Genomic DNA, 14,849 nt, shown 5'->3' with positions numbered 1-14,849 from the left:
GCCCCACGCAAGCGTGATTGCCCCTGCCGGACATGGCGCCGCATACTGCCGCCATGAAACGTCGCACCCTGATCCTGACCGCCGCCGCCCTGCCTTTGCTGGCCGCCCCCCGCCTTGCGCAGGCCGCCCTGCAGCCCCTTCTGGCCGAGGCCGGCCAAATGGCGCCCCTGCGCGCCATCGCGCTGTGGCGCGACGATGGCGGTCCGGGAACCGAGCTGGCGGCCGAGGGCTATCACGGCTTCACCCCCGACAGCCCCACGAACATCAAGTCGGCCTCGAAATCCATCGTCTCGGCCCTGACCGGCATCGCCATCGGGCAGGGCCTGCTGGAGGGCGCGGACCAGCCCATCGCGCCCCTGCTGCGCGCCGATCTGCCCGCCGACCCCGACCCCAGGCTGAACCGCATAACGATCGGCAATCTTCTGTCGATGCAGGCCGGGCTGGAGCGTCAGTCGGGCCGGAACTATGGCCGGTGGGTCAACAGCCCCAACTGGGTGCGCAGCGCGCTGGCCGCCGAATTCACCCAGGATCCGGGCACGCGGATGCAGTATTCGACCGCCTCGACCCATCTGGTCGCGGCGATCCTGACCCGCGTGACCGGGCGGCCTCTGCTGGATGTGGCGGGCGACTGGCTGGGACCGGTCCCGGGCTTCCGCATCACAGGATGGGACCGCGATCCGCAGGGCATCTATCTGGGCGGAAACCAGATGGCGATGACCACCCGGTCGCTGCTGGCTTTCGGGGCGATGTATGCGCAAGGCGGGCAGGCCGGCGGGCGCCAGATCGTGCCCGGGTCTTGGATCGATGAAAGCTGGCAGCGCCGCACCTCGAGCATCTTCAGCGGGCAGGGCTATGGCTATGGCTGGTTCCTGGGCCAGATGGCCGGGCGCGACGTCCGCTATGGCTGGGGCTATGGCGGGCAGATGGTCTATGTCTTTCCCGCGACGCGCCGACAGCCGGCGCTGGCCATGGCGATGACCTCGGACCCGGACCTGCCCTCGGGCCGGACCGGGCACCGCGACGACCTGCACCGGATGGCGGAACGGCTGGCGGCGGCGGCCTGAGACAGGCCCCGCGCCGCCCGATCGTCAGTCGATGAAGTCGCCCGCCTGGAAGTTGCCCAGGTTGCCGAACAGCTGCCCGATCAGCGAGATCTCGGTCACGCTGCCATCGGTGACGCGGCGCGACAGGGTGACGACGCGGCCCCGTTCCAGCCCGAAGGTCTCGACATTGCTGACCACGCCGGTGGGCGCGAACGAGATCGCGACGACGCTGCGGTCGATCTCTTGCGAGGCGGCGGCGCCCATGCGGCGCCAGCGCGAGCCGACATAGTACCAGCCGGATCCGGTCAGCAGCCCCTGGGCCGAGGGGCGCCCGATCAGCGCGGGCAGGTCGTCGACGGTGGTCTGGCCGGGCACCACCTGCGCCAGATCCAGCGCGGGGGGCACATAGCCGTGGTTGCGATAGATGGGTGCACAGGCGGCAAGCCCGAGGACAGCCAGAATCGCCAGTGTCATCAGGGTCCTGATGGCGGTCATGGGCGTGGTCCCTCCTTGGGGCGGTTGACGCGGCCCGCCCTGCCTAGCAAACTCGGGCACCCTGCTCAAGAATATCAATCCGCGGGCCGCGCCCCTGCCCTTCCCTCTTCCATCCGACCGACCGAGGCCCCCATGACCGATCCCACCAAGCATCCGCAGCGCCTGCGCGTCGCGCATCTCAACCCCAACACGACCACACCCTTTCACCTGCGTCCGACCAGCGAGGTCTGCACCGCCATCGCCGGGGAACTGGGCCTTGATGCCCTATCCCGCCTCGACTTTGCGGGCCAGCTGCGCGGTCACGGCACCGATGGCTGGCTGCTGACCGGCACGCTGAGCGCCCGCGTGACGCAGCCCTGCGTGGTGACGCTGAAGCCGGTGAAGAGCGACATCACCGATCAGGTGCGCATCCAGTTCACCCCGCATCTGAGCCAGCCCGAGGGCGACGAGGTCGAGATGCCCGACGAGACGCTGGAGCCCCTGGGCAATTTCATCGACCTCAGCGCCATCATGGTCGAGGCCCTGTCGCTGGCCCTGCCGGAATATCCCCGCGCCAAGGGGGCGGCCCTGACCGCCACGGCCCCGGCGCCCGAAGAGGCGGACGACACCCGCCGCCCCTTTGCCGGACTGGAGAAGCTGCTGGGCGAGACGCCGCGCGAATCCTGACCGCGCGTGGTTCGCCCGCGGGGCGTGAAAGCGCCGCAAGGGAGGCATCCGTGCCGCACCGGACCGGAATTCGTGCGGTTGCAGGGGTCCGGGCGGTGCATTTCCTGCCCCTGCCCGGCCTAGAGGGCTTGCAGCCCGGGAAGTGATCGCGTATCTGCGCGGTTCATTTACGACTTCAAATCCTGGATGCATCGGCGTTGCGGCGCGGCATCCCTTTACATCAGGTGGTGACATGGCTGTCCCTCAGAATCGCGTAACCCGGTCCAAGCGCAACATGCGCCGTGCGCATGATGCGCTGGTCGCGGGCAACCCGAACGAATGCTCGAACTGCGGCGAGCTGAAGCGCCCGCATCACGTCTGCCCGTCCTGCGGCCATTACGCGGGCCGCGAAGTGATCGCGCAGGCGACCGAGGTTGACCTGGACGACGACGCGGCCTGATTTGGCCCGCAGCGCGTCCTGATGACCGTTTCCTCCGCGAGCATGCCGGCACCGCGCGCCCCTGACACCGGGGGCAGCGTGGTCATATCGGTTGATGCCATGGGCGGCGATCGTGGCCCCTCGGTCGTGGTCGCGGGCATGGCCGAAAGCGCCGAGAAGAACCCCGAGATCCGCTTCATCGTCCATGGCGATCAGGCGCAGCTGACGGGTCTGATCGCGCGCCGCAAGGGGCTGGCCGGCCGCTGCGACATCCGCCATGCGGGCGGCGTCGTCACCATGCATGACAAGCCCAGCCAGATCATCCGCAAGGGCGAGGGCACGTCCATGTGGTCCGCCGTCGAATCGGTGCGGCAGGGCGAGGCGCAGGTCGCCGTCTCCTGCGGGAATACCGGCGCGCTGATGGCGCTGTCGATGCTGCGCCTGCGCAAGCTGCCGGGCGTGAACCGTCCCGCCATCGCCTGCCTGTGGCCCTCGCGCAGCCCGCAGGGGTTCAACATCATGCTGGACGTGGGCGCCGACATCCGCGCCGACGCGCATGACCTGCTGCAATATGCGCTGATGGGCGCCTCCTATGCCCGCAACGGGCTGGGGGTCGAGATGCCCCGGGTCGGCCTGCTGAACGTGGGCACCGAGGATCACAAAGGCCGCGCCGAGCTGAAACAGGCCCATGAGATGATCGAGGCCGCCGCCAATGGCAGCTATGCCTATGTGGGCTTCGTCGAGGGGGGCGATCTGCCCTCGGACCGCGTGGATGTGATCGTGACCGACGGGTTCACCGGCAATGTCGCCTTGAAGACCGGCGAGGGGACCGCCAAGCTGGTCGGCGATTTCCTCAAGGAGGCCTTCTCGAATTCGATCATGTCGAAATTCGCGGCGGTGCTGGCCATGACCTCGCTGAAACGTCTGCAGAAACGCATCGACCCGCGCCGGGTGAATGGCGGCATCTTCCTAGGGCTGAACGGCACGGTCGTGAAATCCCACGGATCGGCCGATGCGACCGGCGTGTCGGCGGCCATCAAGCTGGCCTTCACGCTGGCCAAGTCCGGCTTTCAGGACCGCCTGGCCGCGCGCGTGGCCCAAGGCGCCGCCGCCGCCTCGGCGGGTGCGGCCGATGCAGGAGAGGCTTCGTGATGCGACGTGCGATCGTCCGGGGAACCGGCCACTACCTGCCCGAGCGCATCGTCGAGAACAGCTGGTTCGAGGACAAGCTGGAGACCTCGGACGACTGGATCCGGTCGCGCACCGGGATCGAGCGGCGCCACTTCGCCGCCGAGGGCCAGACGACCAGCGATCTGGGCATCCGCGCCGCCCGCGCCGCACTTGAGCGCGCCGGCATGGAGATCGGCCAGATCGACGGGATCATCCTGGCGACCTCGACCCCCGATTTCACCTTTCCCGCCACCGCGACCATCGTGCAGGCGGGTCTGGGCATGTCGCGGGGTTTCGCCTTCGACGTGCAGGCCGTCTGCGCGGGCTTCGTCTTCGCGCTGGCCAATGCGGACGCGATGATTCGCGCAGGCCAGGCCGATCGCATCCTGGTGATCGGCGCCGAGACCTTTTCCCGCATCATGGACTGGACCGATCGCAGCACCTGCGTGCTGTTCGGCGACGGCGCCGGGGCGGTCATCCTGGAAGCCCAGGAAAGCGAGGGGACCAGCGAGGATCGCGGCCTTCTCGCCTCGGATCTGAACAGCGACGGAAAGTACCGCGAGCTTCTCTATGTCGATGGCGGGGTCTCGGCGACGGGAACGGTCGGCAAGCTGCGGATGCAGGGCAATCTGGTCTTTCGCCACGCGGTCGAGAAACTGGCCAGCACCGCCCAGACCGCCCTCGGACGGGCCGGGCTGACGGCCGCGGATGTGGACTGGCTGGTGCCGCATCAGGCCAATCTGCGCATCATCACCGCCACTGCCCAGAAGATGGGCCTGCCGCTGGACAAGGTCGTGCTGACCGTCGCCGATCACGGCAACACCTCTGCCGCGTCCATCCCGCTGGCCCTGTCCGTGGCCGATGGCGAGGGACGCTTCGCGCCCGGCGACGTGCTGCTGACCGAGGCGATCGGCGGGGGCCTGAGCTGGGGCGCGGTGGTCCTGCGCTGGTAGCGCCGCAGGGGGGCGCTGCCCCCCGTCCTGTCGGACTCCCCCCGGGATATTTTTGCCAAGATGAAGCGGCGGGCTATTTCAGCAGGGCATCCTTGCTGGCGCGGCGGTTCGGGCCGCCTGCCGGGCGGCGGCTGTGGTCATGGCCGGACTGGCAGGTCATGCACAGCTTGACGCCGGGCTGGGCCAGACGGCGCGCCTCGGGGATCGGCTCGTCGCATTCGGCGCACTGCGTGGCGCTGTCGCCTTGGGCCGTGCGCCGGGCGGCGGCCTGACGGGCGCGGGCGATGGCCTCGGCCGTGCTGATCTCGATCTGGTCGTTCACCGCGTCGTCGCGGGCCCATCCGCCTGCCATCCGGCTCTCCTGTCCTTGTGCGCTGATCCCTAGATGGGGGCGCGGCGCTGCAATGAAAAGGAGCGGATGGCCCCGAGCCGATCCGGGATGGCCCGCCGTCCGCGCGGCAGGGATGGGCGGATTGCGGGGCCTTTCGCACGGACAAGTATCGGACGGGGAACGATTTCCCCGCCTTCTCGTTGACAGGCAGCGAAAATCGAACCATCTTCCCTCCAATTCATGAGGACCCACCATGGGCGACAAGACCTTGACCCGAATGGACCTTGCCGAAGCGGTGTTCCGCGATGTCGGCCTGTCCCGCCACGAATCCGCGCAGCTGGTCGAAAGCGTGCTGGACCATATCTCGGACGCGCTCGTCCGGGGGGAGCAGGTCAAGATCTCGTCCTTCGGGACATTTTCGGTGCGCGACAAGAACGAGCGGATCGGCCGCAATCCCAAGACCGGGGAAGAGGTGCCGATCACGCCTCGCCGCGTGCTGTCCTTCCGGCCCTCGCACCTGATGAAGGATCGCGTGGCCGCCGGGAACAAGCGGTAGGCGCGCCGCAGCGGATGGCAAAGGGCGCAGAGGCATTCCGGTCGATCGGCGAGGCGGCGACCCTGATCGGTGTCGCACCCCATGTCCTGCGCTATTGGGAAACCCAGTTCGCGGCGCTGAAGCCGATGAAGCGACCCGATGGGCGGCGCTATTACCGGCCCGGCGATCTGGATCTGGTCGCCGGGATCTGTGCGCTACTGCGCGATGATGGGCTGACCATCCGGGGCGCCCGCAAGCTGATCGATCAGGACCGGGGCGAGAGCGTGCGCCGGCGCGGGGCGGCGCAGTTGGCGGCGCCAGCCTTGGGCGATGCGGCCCTGCCCGACCCGATCCCTGCCGACGAGGAAAGACTGCCCATGTCCGACGATCTGCCCCGGCAATCCGCCATCCCCATGCCTCCGTCTGCCCCGCTGGACCACGCGCCGCAACCAACAGCCTGGCTGGTCCGGCTGACCCAGATCACCCGGCATCTTCAGCAGATCACGCCCGCCGATCCGCGCTGGCCGGCGGTGCGGCCGGTCGCCCTGCGGCTTGGCCAGGCGATGTTGCGGCTTGGCTGACGGGTCATTGCGATTTGGTGACGATTTCCGCCCCGCAGCCCTTGTGCTGGTCCGCCGGATCGCACTATAGGGTGCTCGTCGGGCCGTGGCGCAGCCTGGTTAGCGCGTCCGTCTGGGGGACGGAAGGCCGAGAGTTCGAATCTCTCCGGCCCGACCATTCCGAAAACGCCCATTCCCTTGCGGGGATGGGCGTTTCCCTTTCCCCCCTTTCCCTGCAGGAGAGTTCAGGATGAACGGCGTTCTGCCCGACCATCGGATCCGCGACCTGATCGCCCAAGGCGCGATCCGGGCCGATCTGCCCGTCACGCCCGAACAGATCCAGCCCGCCAGCCTGGACCTGCGCTTGGGGACCACCGCCCTGCGGCTGCGTGCCAGCTTTCTGGCCGGGCGCGGCAAGCGCATCGAAGACCGGCTGGACGATTTCTGCATGCACCGGATGGACCTGTCGGACGGCGCCGTGCTGGAGCGCGGCTGCGTCTACCTGATCCCGCTGCAGGAGGCGATCACCCTGCCCGCCGGGATCTCGGCCGTGGCCAATGCGAAATCCTCGACCGGGCGGCTGGACCTTCTGACGCGGCTGGTCACCGATGACGGGACCGAGTTCGACCGCCTGCCCGAGGGCTATGACGGCCCCCTGTATGCCGAGATCTGCCCGCGCAGCTTCTCTGTCCTGGTGCGCCCGGGCATGCGCCTGAACCAGCTGCGCCTGCGGCAGGGGCAGGCGGTGCTGACGGATGCCCAGCTGACGGCGCTGCATGCCGAGCAGCCGCTGGTCGGCGGAGCGCCCGCGCTGATCGACCAGGGTCTGGGGTTCTCGGTGGACCTGCGCCCCGCTGCGGGCGATCTGGTCGGCTATCGGGCGCGGCCCCATAGCGGGGTGATCGACCTGGACCGCATCGGCGCCTATCCCTCGACCGAGTTCTGGGACGAGCTGCGCACGACCCAGGGGCGGCTGATCCTGGACCCCGGCGCCTTCTACATCCTCGTCAGCCGCGAATCGGTGGCCATCCCCGCCGATTACGCTGCCGAGATGGCCCCCTACTTGGCGATGGTGGGCGAGTTCCGCGTCCATTACGCGGGGTTCTTCGACCCGGGCTTCGGGATCGGAGAGGCCGGCGCCGGGGCGCGCGGCGTCCTAGAGGTACGCTGCCACGAGGCGCCCTTCGTGCTGGAGCATGGCCAGACCGTCGGCCGGCTGGTCTATGAACGCATGAGCGCGCGGCCCGAGCGGCTCTATGGCGAGGGGATCCGGTCCAACTATCAGGGCCAGGGCCTGAAGCTGGCCAAGCAGTTCGTCTGAGGCACCGGGCCCGATGGCCCCGCGCGTCCCGCTTTGTGCGAATCCCCGATTGTGGCATGATCCGCGCGTTGCCGGTTCATGGTGTGGTCATGGTGCTTACGAACAGCCTTGTCCTGCTGGCGGTCGTCACGGCGTTGACGATCGGGGGGGACTATCTGATCAAATCGGCGACCATCCATGTGGCGGGGATGGGCTCTGGCCTGTTTCTGGTCGCGGTGGCCCTTTATGCGCTGTCGGCCTTCGGCTGGTTCTTTCTGATCCGGCACCACCCGCTGACATGGATCGCGGTGACCTATTCGGGGGCGACGCTGATCCTGCTGACCCTTCTGGGGGTGATCGTCTTCGACGAGGATCTGGGCTGGCGCGACATCGCGGCGGTCGCGATGGCCCTGGGCGCGATCCTGCTGGTCGAGACGTCCTGACGGGCCACCGCCCAGGCCGTCACAGGGGGCCCGTCTGCCACAGGCGGACCTTCAGCCCGCCATGCGCCACGATCGGCCCCGGGGCCTGCCACGGCAGGCCGGTGGCCTTGGCCAGACCCGCCTCGGAGGTCACGATGCCGACCCGCCAGCCCTTGAAGCGGGTCCGGAATACCTCGCCCATCTGCGCATGCAGGCCGAAGAGCGGACCCTTGCCGCCGATTCGCGCGCCATAGGGCGGGTTCACGATGACGATGCCGGGCGCGCCCTCGGGGCGCTGCAGGTCGGTGATCTGGCAGGCCTCGAAGCGGGTAATGTCGGTCACTCCGGCGCGGGCGGCGTTGGCCAGGCTCATGCGGATGGCGCCGGGGTCGCGGTCGCTGCCCGTGAACTGCGCGGGGGCGGCGCGGGGCGTCACCGCGTCCCTCATCCGGGTGAAGGCGGAGGTGTCATAATTCGCCAGCTGCTGGAAGGCGAAGGCGCGCGAGCGGCCCGGGGCCAGACCAAGCGCCATCTCGGCGGCCTCCAGCACGAAGGTGCCCGAGCCGCACATCGGGTCCAGCACCGGCTGGCTGCCGTCATAGCCCATCTGGGCCAGGAACATCGCGGCCATCGTCTCGCGCATGGGGGCCTTGGCGACGGCTTCCTTGTGGCCGCGCTTGTGCAGCGAGTCCCCGGTCGTATCCAGGCTGAAGGTGACCAGATCGTCCTCGATCCGGGCCTTGACGGTGATTGGAGCGTCAGCGGCCAGAGGGGCGCCCAGCTCTTCGGTGATGGCGCGTTCGATGCGCTGCGTCGCGGCCCCGGCATGGTAGATCTTCGAGGCGCGGCAGACCGACTCCACCTTGACCGGCAGGTCGGGGCGCAAGAGGTCCCCCCAAGGGAACTTGCGGGCCCGCTTGTCCAACTGCGCCAGATGCATGGCGCGGAAGCCGCCGATGCGGGCCAGCACCCGGGTGGCGCCGCGCAGCATCAGATTGGCACGCCAGACATTCGGCCAGCCGCCCCGGATGGTGACGCCGCCGGGCTGGGTGACGGGGGTCCAGCCCAAGGCTGCGGCCTCGGCGGCCAACGGCGCCTCAAGGCCGGGCGTTGCCACCAGGAAGATCTCGAATTCGGTGTTGTCCATCGCGAAGCCCTAGCGCGGGCCGCGCGTCATGGCCAGAGGCGCCAGTTTTCGGACAGGCAGAGTCAGCGCCGGGTCAGGCGGCTGAGCGTGCGCATCTTCCGGGCCAGATCGGCGGACCCGTTCGGCTGGCCCCGGCCCTGCCCGGCGCCCGGCTGACCGCCTGCAGGCGGCTTGCCCTTGCCGCGGGACATCTTGCCCATGCCCTTGTTGATGCCCCAGTTCATCGCCCGCCGCATGACGAGCCGGGTAAACATGTTGAACAGCATATTCATATTCATGGTCGCACCTTTTCACGCGTCGTCATCCGACGGCTCTGGTGGAACAGACCCCAGGCCCTCCGGTTCCATATCATCATCCCCCGCCTCTCCCGCAAGGGGAGGGCCCAGGCCCCCGGCCAGCGGGCGCGAGTCCAGAAGCCCCGCTGCCCGCAATTCCGACAGGCCGGGCAGGTCACGGGCCGATTCCAGACCGAAATGATCCAGAAACTCCTCGGTCACCACGAAGGTCGCGGGACGGCCCGGAGACATCCGGCGCCGCCCCATGCGCACCCAGCCCATCTCGATCAGCTGGTCCAGCGTGCCGCGGCTGACGGCGACGCCGCGCACCTCCTCGATCTCGGTGCGGGTGACGGGCTGGTGATAGGCGATGATGGCCAGCGTCTCGACGGCGGGGCGCGACAGGCGGCGGGTCTCGACCGTCTCGGTCTGCATCAGGAAGGACAGGTCCGGGGCGGTGCGGAAGGCATGGCCCTCGCCGATCCGCTCCAGCACCACCCCGCGCCCGGCATAAAGGCGCTGCAGCCCGGCCAGCGCCTCGGCCGGATCGCAGCCGTGCGGCATCCGCGCGGCCAGATCGCGCAGCGTCACGGGCCGGGTCGCCGCGAACAGGATCGCCTCGACCATCCGCTCCTGCTCGGACAGGGAGGGGGCGGGCGAGGGAGGCGGCGGGGCGTCAGGGGCGGTCGTCATGGGATCGGTGCCGGTAATGGATGGGCGCGAAATTGCTGTCCTGCCGTATCTCCAGCCGGCCCTGGCGCGCAAGCTCCAGCGAGGCGGCGAAGGTGGCCGCCGTCGCGCTGCGCCGCCGCGCGGGGTCGGCCTGCCACCCCTCTGGCAGAAAGACCGCCAGATCGGTCCAGTCGCCGGTAAAGCCGATCAGGCGGCGCATCCGCTCCAGCGCCTGTTCCATCGTGAAGACGTCGTGCCGGTCGAAGGCATAGGGGCGGAACTCGTCGCGCGTCTTCAGCCGGGCATAGGCGCGCATCAGGTCGATCAGCCCCGCCTGCCAGTCGGTGCGGCGGTGGCGGGCCACGGTTTCCGGCGCGCCCCGGGCAAAGCGCTGCTGGCCAAGCCGGTCGCGGCCCATCAGCTGCGCCGCCGCCTGCCGCATCGCGGCCAGGCGTTCCAGCTGGAAGGCCAGATGCGCGGCCATGTCCTGGGCCGAGGGGCCGGGCGCCTCGGGATCGGGGGGCAACAGCAGCCGTGATTTCAGGAAGGCCAGCCAGGCGGCCATGACCAGGTAATCCGCCGCCAGCTCGATCCGCAGCGCGCGGGCCTCCTCGACGAAGGTCAGGTATTGCTCGGCCAGATCCAGCACGCGGATCTTCAGCAGGTCCACCTTCTGCGTGCGCGCCAGCGTCAGCAGCAGGTCCAGCGGCCCCTCGTAGCCGTCGACATCGACGATCAGCGCCTCGTCGGCGCGGCGCTGCGCCACGGAGGCGGCATCATCGGCGGGCGGGGCAGCGCGGGTCACGGAGGGTTCCTGGGGATCGGCGGCAGGCGCGCTCACGCGACCAGCGTCTGCCATTCGGCGCGCAGCGCGGCAAGGTCGGCGTCAGCAGGCGACAGGCGGCGGGCCAGCGCGGCCCCGGCCCGGCGGGTCGCGTCCGGGGTCATGGAGCCCGCCGCCTGCACGACCGGGGCCATTTCGGCCACCGTGCCATTGCAATGCAGCACAAGATCGCAGCCCGCCGTGATCGAGGCTGCCGCGCGCTCGGCTTGCGTTCCCGACAGGGCATTCATGGTGATGTCATCGGTCATCAGCAGCCCGTCAAAGCCGATCCGGTCGCGGATCAGCCCGATCATCCGGGCCGAGGCGGTCGCCGGGGCCGGGTCCAGCGCGATGAAGCGGATATGGGCGGTCATGCCCATCGGCAGGTCGTTCAGCGCCCGGAACGGCGCGAAATCGACGGCGTCCAGATCCGCCAGCGCGGCCTCGACCACCGGCAAGCCGTGATGGCTGTCCACCTGCGCCCGACCATGGCCGGGCAGATGCTTGACCACTGGCAGCACGCCCGCCGCCAGCAGCCCGTCCGCCGCCGCGCGGCCCAGCAGGGCCACCCGGGCCGGGTCGGAGCCCAGACAGCGGTTGCGCAGGAAGGCATGGGTCGCGTCCTGCGCCACGTCCAGCGTGGGGGCGCAATCCGAATCGATGCCCACCGCGCGCAGCTCCTGCCCGATCAGGTGATAGCGCAGCCACATCGCGCGCGGTCCCGCCACCGCCTGATCCAGGGGCGCGGGCCAGTCGATCCAGTGCGGCGCGCGCAGGCGCTGCACGCGCCCGCCCTCCTGATCGACGGTGATGACCGCGTCGCGGCCCACCGCCGCGCGCAGATCGCCGGTCAGGCGGCGCAGCTGGTCGGGGCTGTCCACGTTGCGCCCAAAAAGGATGAAGCCCCAGGGGTCGGCCTCGCGAAAGAAGGCGGCCTCGTCCGGGGTCAGGGTCGGGCCGGCAATGCCCCCCAGGATGGTCGCGCTGCCGGCCACCGGATCAGCCGCCAAGCGCCAGGCAGTCCGTCCCCGAGGATTGCAGCGCCGAGCAGAACTGCCGCGCCTCGGAGATCGACTCGAAGCCCGCCACCCGCAGCCGCCAGAAGGTGCGGCCGTTCGACTGGTGTTCCTGGATGACCGGCGACTTGCCCGAGAACAGCCCGCCATTGCGTCCCGCAAGACGCTGCCACTCGCCCGAGGCGATGGCATCGCTGTCGAAGGCGCCGACCTGCACGACCGGACCGCCGGCGCTGCTGCTCGCCGCCACGGGTTCGGGGGTCGGCTCGGGTGCGGGGGTCGCATCAGAGGTGGCCGGCCGGGCGGCGGGCGCCTCGGCGGCGGCGGTCTGCACGACCGCGGGCTGGGCCGCGGCGGCGGCTGGAGCGGCCGAGACGCGGGTCACGCGCGGACGCGGCGCGGGACGGGTCGAGGCGACAAGCATCCCCGGATCGGCCTCGGCCTGCGCTTCGGCCAGCGCCTCGGCGATGGCGGCGGCCTGGGCGGGCACGCCGTTCTCGTCGGTGACGACCTCGGTCACCGGGCCCTCGCTGGCGGGGGCGTCGATGATGGCGGCCTGATTCACCGCCTGATCGGCCAGCGCGCGTTCGGCGGCGGCGGCCTCGGTCGCGGCGGCCAGGGCGCGGGCCTCGCTGTCGGACAGCGGCACGATCGGCTCGCCCGCGAAGGTCAGGGGCGTCTCGGACGGGTTCGAGGGTTCGCGGGCCAGGGCGCCCAGCTCGCCCATCGCGACGTCATCCTCGGACAGGTCGACCGGGGCGGGGGCGATGGCGACCTCTTGCGCGGGGGTCATCGCCTGACCGCCCGCGACCGAGTTCACCGCCAGCCCCGTATGGTTGGTCAGCTGACCGCCGGGGTTCTCGGCGGTGGTCCGGGCCTCGCCCTCAATGGCGCGGATGATCGGCACGCCCGACACGTCGCGCGACACCATCTGCCAGCCCCAGGCCAGAAGCCCGACCATCAGCCCGACCGAGGCCACGGCGCCGACATAATGCGTCACCCGCGCCAGACGCGCCGACAGCCCGTCGCTGTCGGCGGCTGCCGGGGCGGCGCCCTGCCCCGCCTCGGGCTGGCCGTTCCAGCCCGCCTGATCATAAGAGAATTCACGCTTCACCTTGTGACGCGAGAACACGTAGCCGCCTTCGCGGAAATCCATCACTGCCATTTTCGCCTGCCCGCCGGTTGTTCCGGATTAACGTTTTGCCTGCTCTCAGCACATCCGGCGATGGCGCATTCGGTCAGCGCATTTCTTCCGCCGGAGTGACGCCAAGAATAGCGAGACCAGATGAAATAACAACGCCAACCGCCCGGACCAGCGCAATTTTTCCCTGACTTGTGACCGCATCGCCGTCCTGGATGAAGCGCAGCGAGGTGTCGTCATTGCCGCGATTCCACAGCGAATGCAGGTCGGAGGCCAGTTCATAGAGGAAGAAGGCCACGCGATGCGGCTCGTGGGCGCGTGCCGCATGTTCGACCAGCCGCGGCCATTCGGCGACCTTGCGGGCCAGGTCCAGTTCCGCCGGATGCGCCAGCACCGACAGATCGGCACCCGCCAGGGTCGAATCATCGACCGCGATGCCCGCCTCGGCTGCCCGGCGCAGGACCGAGTTCACCCGGGCATTGGCGTATTGCACATACCAGACCGGGTTGTCCTTGGACTGCTCCAGCACCTTGGCGAAGTCGAAATCCAGCGAGGCGTCGTTCTTGCGCGTCAGCATGATGAAGCGGGTGACATCGGCCCCCGCCTCCTCGACCACGTCGCGCAGCGTGACGAAGGTGCCCGCGCGCTTGGACATCTTGAAGGGCTCGCCGTTCTTGTACAGCTTGACCAGCTGGATCAGCTTGACGTCCAAAGGCACGCGACCGTTGGACAGCGCCTTCACCGCCGCCGACATGCGCTTGACATAGCCGCCGTGATCGGCGCCGAACACGTCGATCAGCTGGTCGAAGCCCCGGTCGATCTTATCCCAGTGATAGGCGATGTCGGGCGCGAAATAGGTCCAGGCGCCGTCCGATTTCTGGATCGGGCGGTCCACGTCGTCGCCATGGGCCGAGGACCGGAACAGCAGCTGCTCGCGCGCCTCCCAATCCTCGGGCAGCTTGCCCTTGGGAGGCTCCAGCACGCCGCGATAGATCAGCCCCATGCCGTCCAGCCGCGCGATGGCGGCCTCGATCCGGCCGGTGCCATACAGGGCCTTCTCGCTGGAATAGACATCCATCTGGACACCCAGAATGGCCAGATCGCCGCGGATCTGCTCCATCATCGCCAGTGTGGCGAACTCACGGAAGTCGTCCAGCCAGTCTTCCTCGGGGCGGTCCAGCAGACTGTCGCCGTATTTCGCCTTCAGCGCCTCGCCCACCGGGATCAGGTAGTCGCCGGGATAGAGCCCCTCGCGGATCTCGGGTTCCCGCCCGTTGGCCTCGCGGTAGCGCTCGTAGGCCGAGCGTGCCAGCACGTCGACCTGCGCGCCGCCGTCGTTGATGTAGTATTCGCGCGTCACGTCATGGCCGCTGAAGGACAACAGCCGCGCCAGCGCATCGCCGAAGACCGCGCCGCGCACATGGCCCACATGCATCGGCCCGGTCGGGTTGGCGCTGACGAATTCCACATTGACCTTGCTGCCCACGCCCATGTCCGAGCGGCCATAACCGATCCCCGCCTTCAGGGCGGCGGTGATCACGCCCTGCCAGACGGCGGGCGACAGGCGCAGGTTCAGGAAGCCCGGCCCCGCGACCTCGGCCGACGCGATGCGCGGGTCGGTCAGCCGGGCGGCCAGGCGGTCGGCGATCTCGCGCGGCTTCAGGCCTGCGGGCTTGGCCAGCACCATCGCGGCATTGGTGGCCATGTCGCCATGCGCCGGATCGCGCGGCGGCTCGACGGTGACATTGGCGAAATCGAGACCTGCGGGCAGCTCGCCCGCCTGCACCATCCGGTCCAGCGCCTCGACGACGACGCCGCGAAGATCCGTGAAAAGGTTCATCATACGCTTCCTGATTGACCCAAGCGGGTTAACGCCCCAGGC

Annotated in this window: 18 protein-coding genes and 1 tRNA gene; 10 read left to right on the top strand and 9 right to left on the bottom strand. The window is 69.5% G+C overall.

Features of this window, described 5'->3' with window-relative positions; translation table 11 throughout:
• The first annotated feature begins 53 nt into the window (after positions 1–53).
• Positions 54–1,064 (top strand): serine hydrolase domain-containing protein, encoded by a 1,011-nt coding sequence (locus FA743_RS04590; protein ID WP_136884686.1) that lies wholly within the window; start codon positions 54–56, stop codon positions 1,062–1,064.
• A 24-nt stretch (positions 1,065–1,088) separates the two neighbouring features.
• On the opposite strand, the gene FA743_RS04585 is transcribed toward FA743_RS04590, so the two are convergent.
• Entirely contained in the window at positions 1,089–1,538 is a 450-nt protein-coding gene (locus tag FA743_RS04585; protein WP_246054829.1) for an outer membrane protein assembly factor BamE, read from the bottom strand.
• Between the two features lie 132 nt (positions 1,539–1,670).
• On the opposite strand from FA743_RS04585, the gene FA743_RS04580 reads away from it, so the two are divergent.
• From FA743_RS04580 to FA743_RS04565, 4 genes are all read left to right on the top strand, one after another.
• Entirely contained in the window at positions 1,671–2,204 is a 534-nt protein-coding gene (locus FA743_RS04580) for a YceD family protein (protein WP_136884685.1), read from the top strand.
• Between the two features lie 232 nt (positions 2,205–2,436).
• Positions 2,437–2,643, top strand: coding sequence for a 50S ribosomal protein L32 (gene rpmF / locus FA743_RS04575; RefSeq protein WP_136884684.1), 207 nt, complete (start codon positions 2,437–2,439; stop codon positions 2,641–2,643).
• A 21-nt stretch (positions 2,644–2,664) separates the two neighbouring features.
• Complete coding sequence (gene plsX / locus FA743_RS04570) at positions 2,665–3,774, top strand: phosphate acyltransferase PlsX (RefSeq protein WP_136884683.1); 1,110 nt, start codon at positions 2,665–2,667, stop codon at positions 3,772–3,774.
• Positions 3,774–4,745, top strand: coding sequence for a beta-ketoacyl-ACP synthase III (locus tag FA743_RS04565; protein WP_136884682.1), 972 nt, complete (start codon positions 3,774–3,776; stop codon positions 4,743–4,745). The genes plsX and FA743_RS04565 overlap by 1 nt, the downstream gene beginning before the upstream one ends.
• Positions 4,746–4,818: 73 nt before the next feature.
• Here the strand turns inward: FA743_RS04565 and FA743_RS04560 are convergent, their stop codons facing one another.
• Positions 4,819–5,097, bottom strand: coding sequence for a DksA/TraR family C4-type zinc finger protein (locus FA743_RS04560; protein ID WP_136884681.1), 279 nt, complete (start codon positions 5,095–5,097; stop codon positions 4,819–4,821).
• 232 nt (positions 5,098–5,329) lie between these two features.
• Between FA743_RS04560 and ihfA the strand changes: the two genes are divergently transcribed.
• The 5 genes from ihfA to FA743_RS04535 all read left to right on the top strand — a co-directional run bounded on the left by ihfA (position 5,330) and on the right by FA743_RS04535 (position 7,914).
• A complete protein-coding gene (gene ihfA, locus FA743_RS04555) occupies positions 5,330–5,632 on the top strand; it encodes an integration host factor subunit alpha (RefSeq protein WP_111299768.1) in 303 nt (100 codons plus the stop codon).
• Positions 5,633–5,646: 14 nt separating this feature from the next.
• Positions 5,647–6,192 carry a MerR family transcriptional regulator gene (locus tag FA743_RS04550; protein WP_136884680.1) on the top strand — a complete coding sequence of 182 codons (546 nt, stop codon included), beginning with the start codon at positions 5,647–5,649 and terminating at the stop codon, positions 6,190–6,192.
• Positions 6,193–6,271: 79 nt separating this feature from the next.
• Positions 6,272–6,349 (top strand) — tRNA-Pro (locus FA743_RS04545).
• Between the two features lie 72 nt (positions 6,350–6,421).
• Positions 6,422–7,492, top strand: a complete 1,071-nt coding sequence (locus FA743_RS04540) for a 2'-deoxycytidine 5'-triphosphate deaminase (protein WP_136884679.1) — start codon at positions 6,422–6,424, stop codon at positions 7,490–7,492.
• 89 nt (positions 7,493–7,581) lie between these two features.
• Positions 7,582–7,914, top strand: coding sequence for a transporter (locus FA743_RS04535; protein ID WP_136884678.1), 333 nt, complete (start codon positions 7,582–7,584; stop codon positions 7,912–7,914).
• A gap of 19 nt (positions 7,915–7,933) precedes the next feature.
• Here FA743_RS04535 and FA743_RS04530 read toward each other — a convergent pair whose 3' ends face one another.
• The 7 genes from FA743_RS04530 to argS all read right to left on the bottom strand — a co-directional run bounded on the left by FA743_RS04530 (position 7,934) and on the right by argS (position 14,807).
• The gene (locus tag FA743_RS04530) at positions 7,934–9,040 is read right to left on the bottom strand and encodes a THUMP domain-containing class I SAM-dependent RNA methyltransferase (RefSeq protein WP_136884677.1); all 1,107 of its coding nucleotides are present in this window, start codon (positions 9,038–9,040) and stop codon (positions 7,934–7,936) included.
• Between the two features lie 62 nt (positions 9,041–9,102).
• Positions 9,103–9,318, bottom strand: a complete 216-nt coding sequence (locus FA743_RS04525; protein ID WP_136884676.1) for a hypothetical protein — start codon at positions 9,316–9,318, stop codon at positions 9,103–9,105.
• Positions 9,319–9,330: 12 nt separating this feature from the next.
• Complete coding sequence (gene scpB / locus FA743_RS04520; protein WP_136884675.1) at positions 9,331–10,008, bottom strand: SMC-Scp complex subunit ScpB; 678 nt, start codon at positions 10,006–10,008, stop codon at positions 9,331–9,333.
• Positions 9,992–10,846, bottom strand: coding sequence for a segregation and condensation protein A (locus FA743_RS04515; RefSeq protein WP_136884674.1), 855 nt, complete (start codon positions 10,844–10,846; stop codon positions 9,992–9,994). Before FA743_RS04515 ends, scpB begins: the two co-directional genes overlap by 17 nt.
• Positions 10,825–11,820, bottom strand: coding sequence for a glycoside hydrolase family 3 N-terminal domain-containing protein (locus FA743_RS04510; protein ID WP_246054827.1), 996 nt, complete (start codon positions 11,818–11,820; stop codon positions 10,825–10,827). Before FA743_RS04510 ends, FA743_RS04515 begins: the two co-directional genes overlap by 22 nt.
• Entirely contained in the window at positions 11,810–12,982 is a 1,173-nt protein-coding gene (locus FA743_RS04505) for an SPOR domain-containing protein (RefSeq protein WP_246054826.1), read from the bottom strand. Before FA743_RS04505 ends, FA743_RS04510 begins: the two co-directional genes overlap by 11 nt.
• 82 nt (positions 12,983–13,064) lie before the next feature.
• Complete coding sequence (gene argS, locus FA743_RS04500) at positions 13,065–14,807, bottom strand: arginine--tRNA ligase (RefSeq protein ID WP_136884672.1); 1,743 nt, start codon at positions 14,805–14,807, stop codon at positions 13,065–13,067.
• Positions 14,808–14,849 lie beyond the last annotated feature (42 nt).

It is taken from the genome of Paracoccus gahaiensis (genome assembly GCF_005048225.1).
Taxonomy (GTDB): domain Bacteria; phylum Pseudomonadota; class Alphaproteobacteria; order Rhodobacterales; family Rhodobacteraceae; genus Paracoccus; species Paracoccus gahaiensis.
This window is presented reverse-complemented; position numbering and strand designations above follow the sequence as displayed.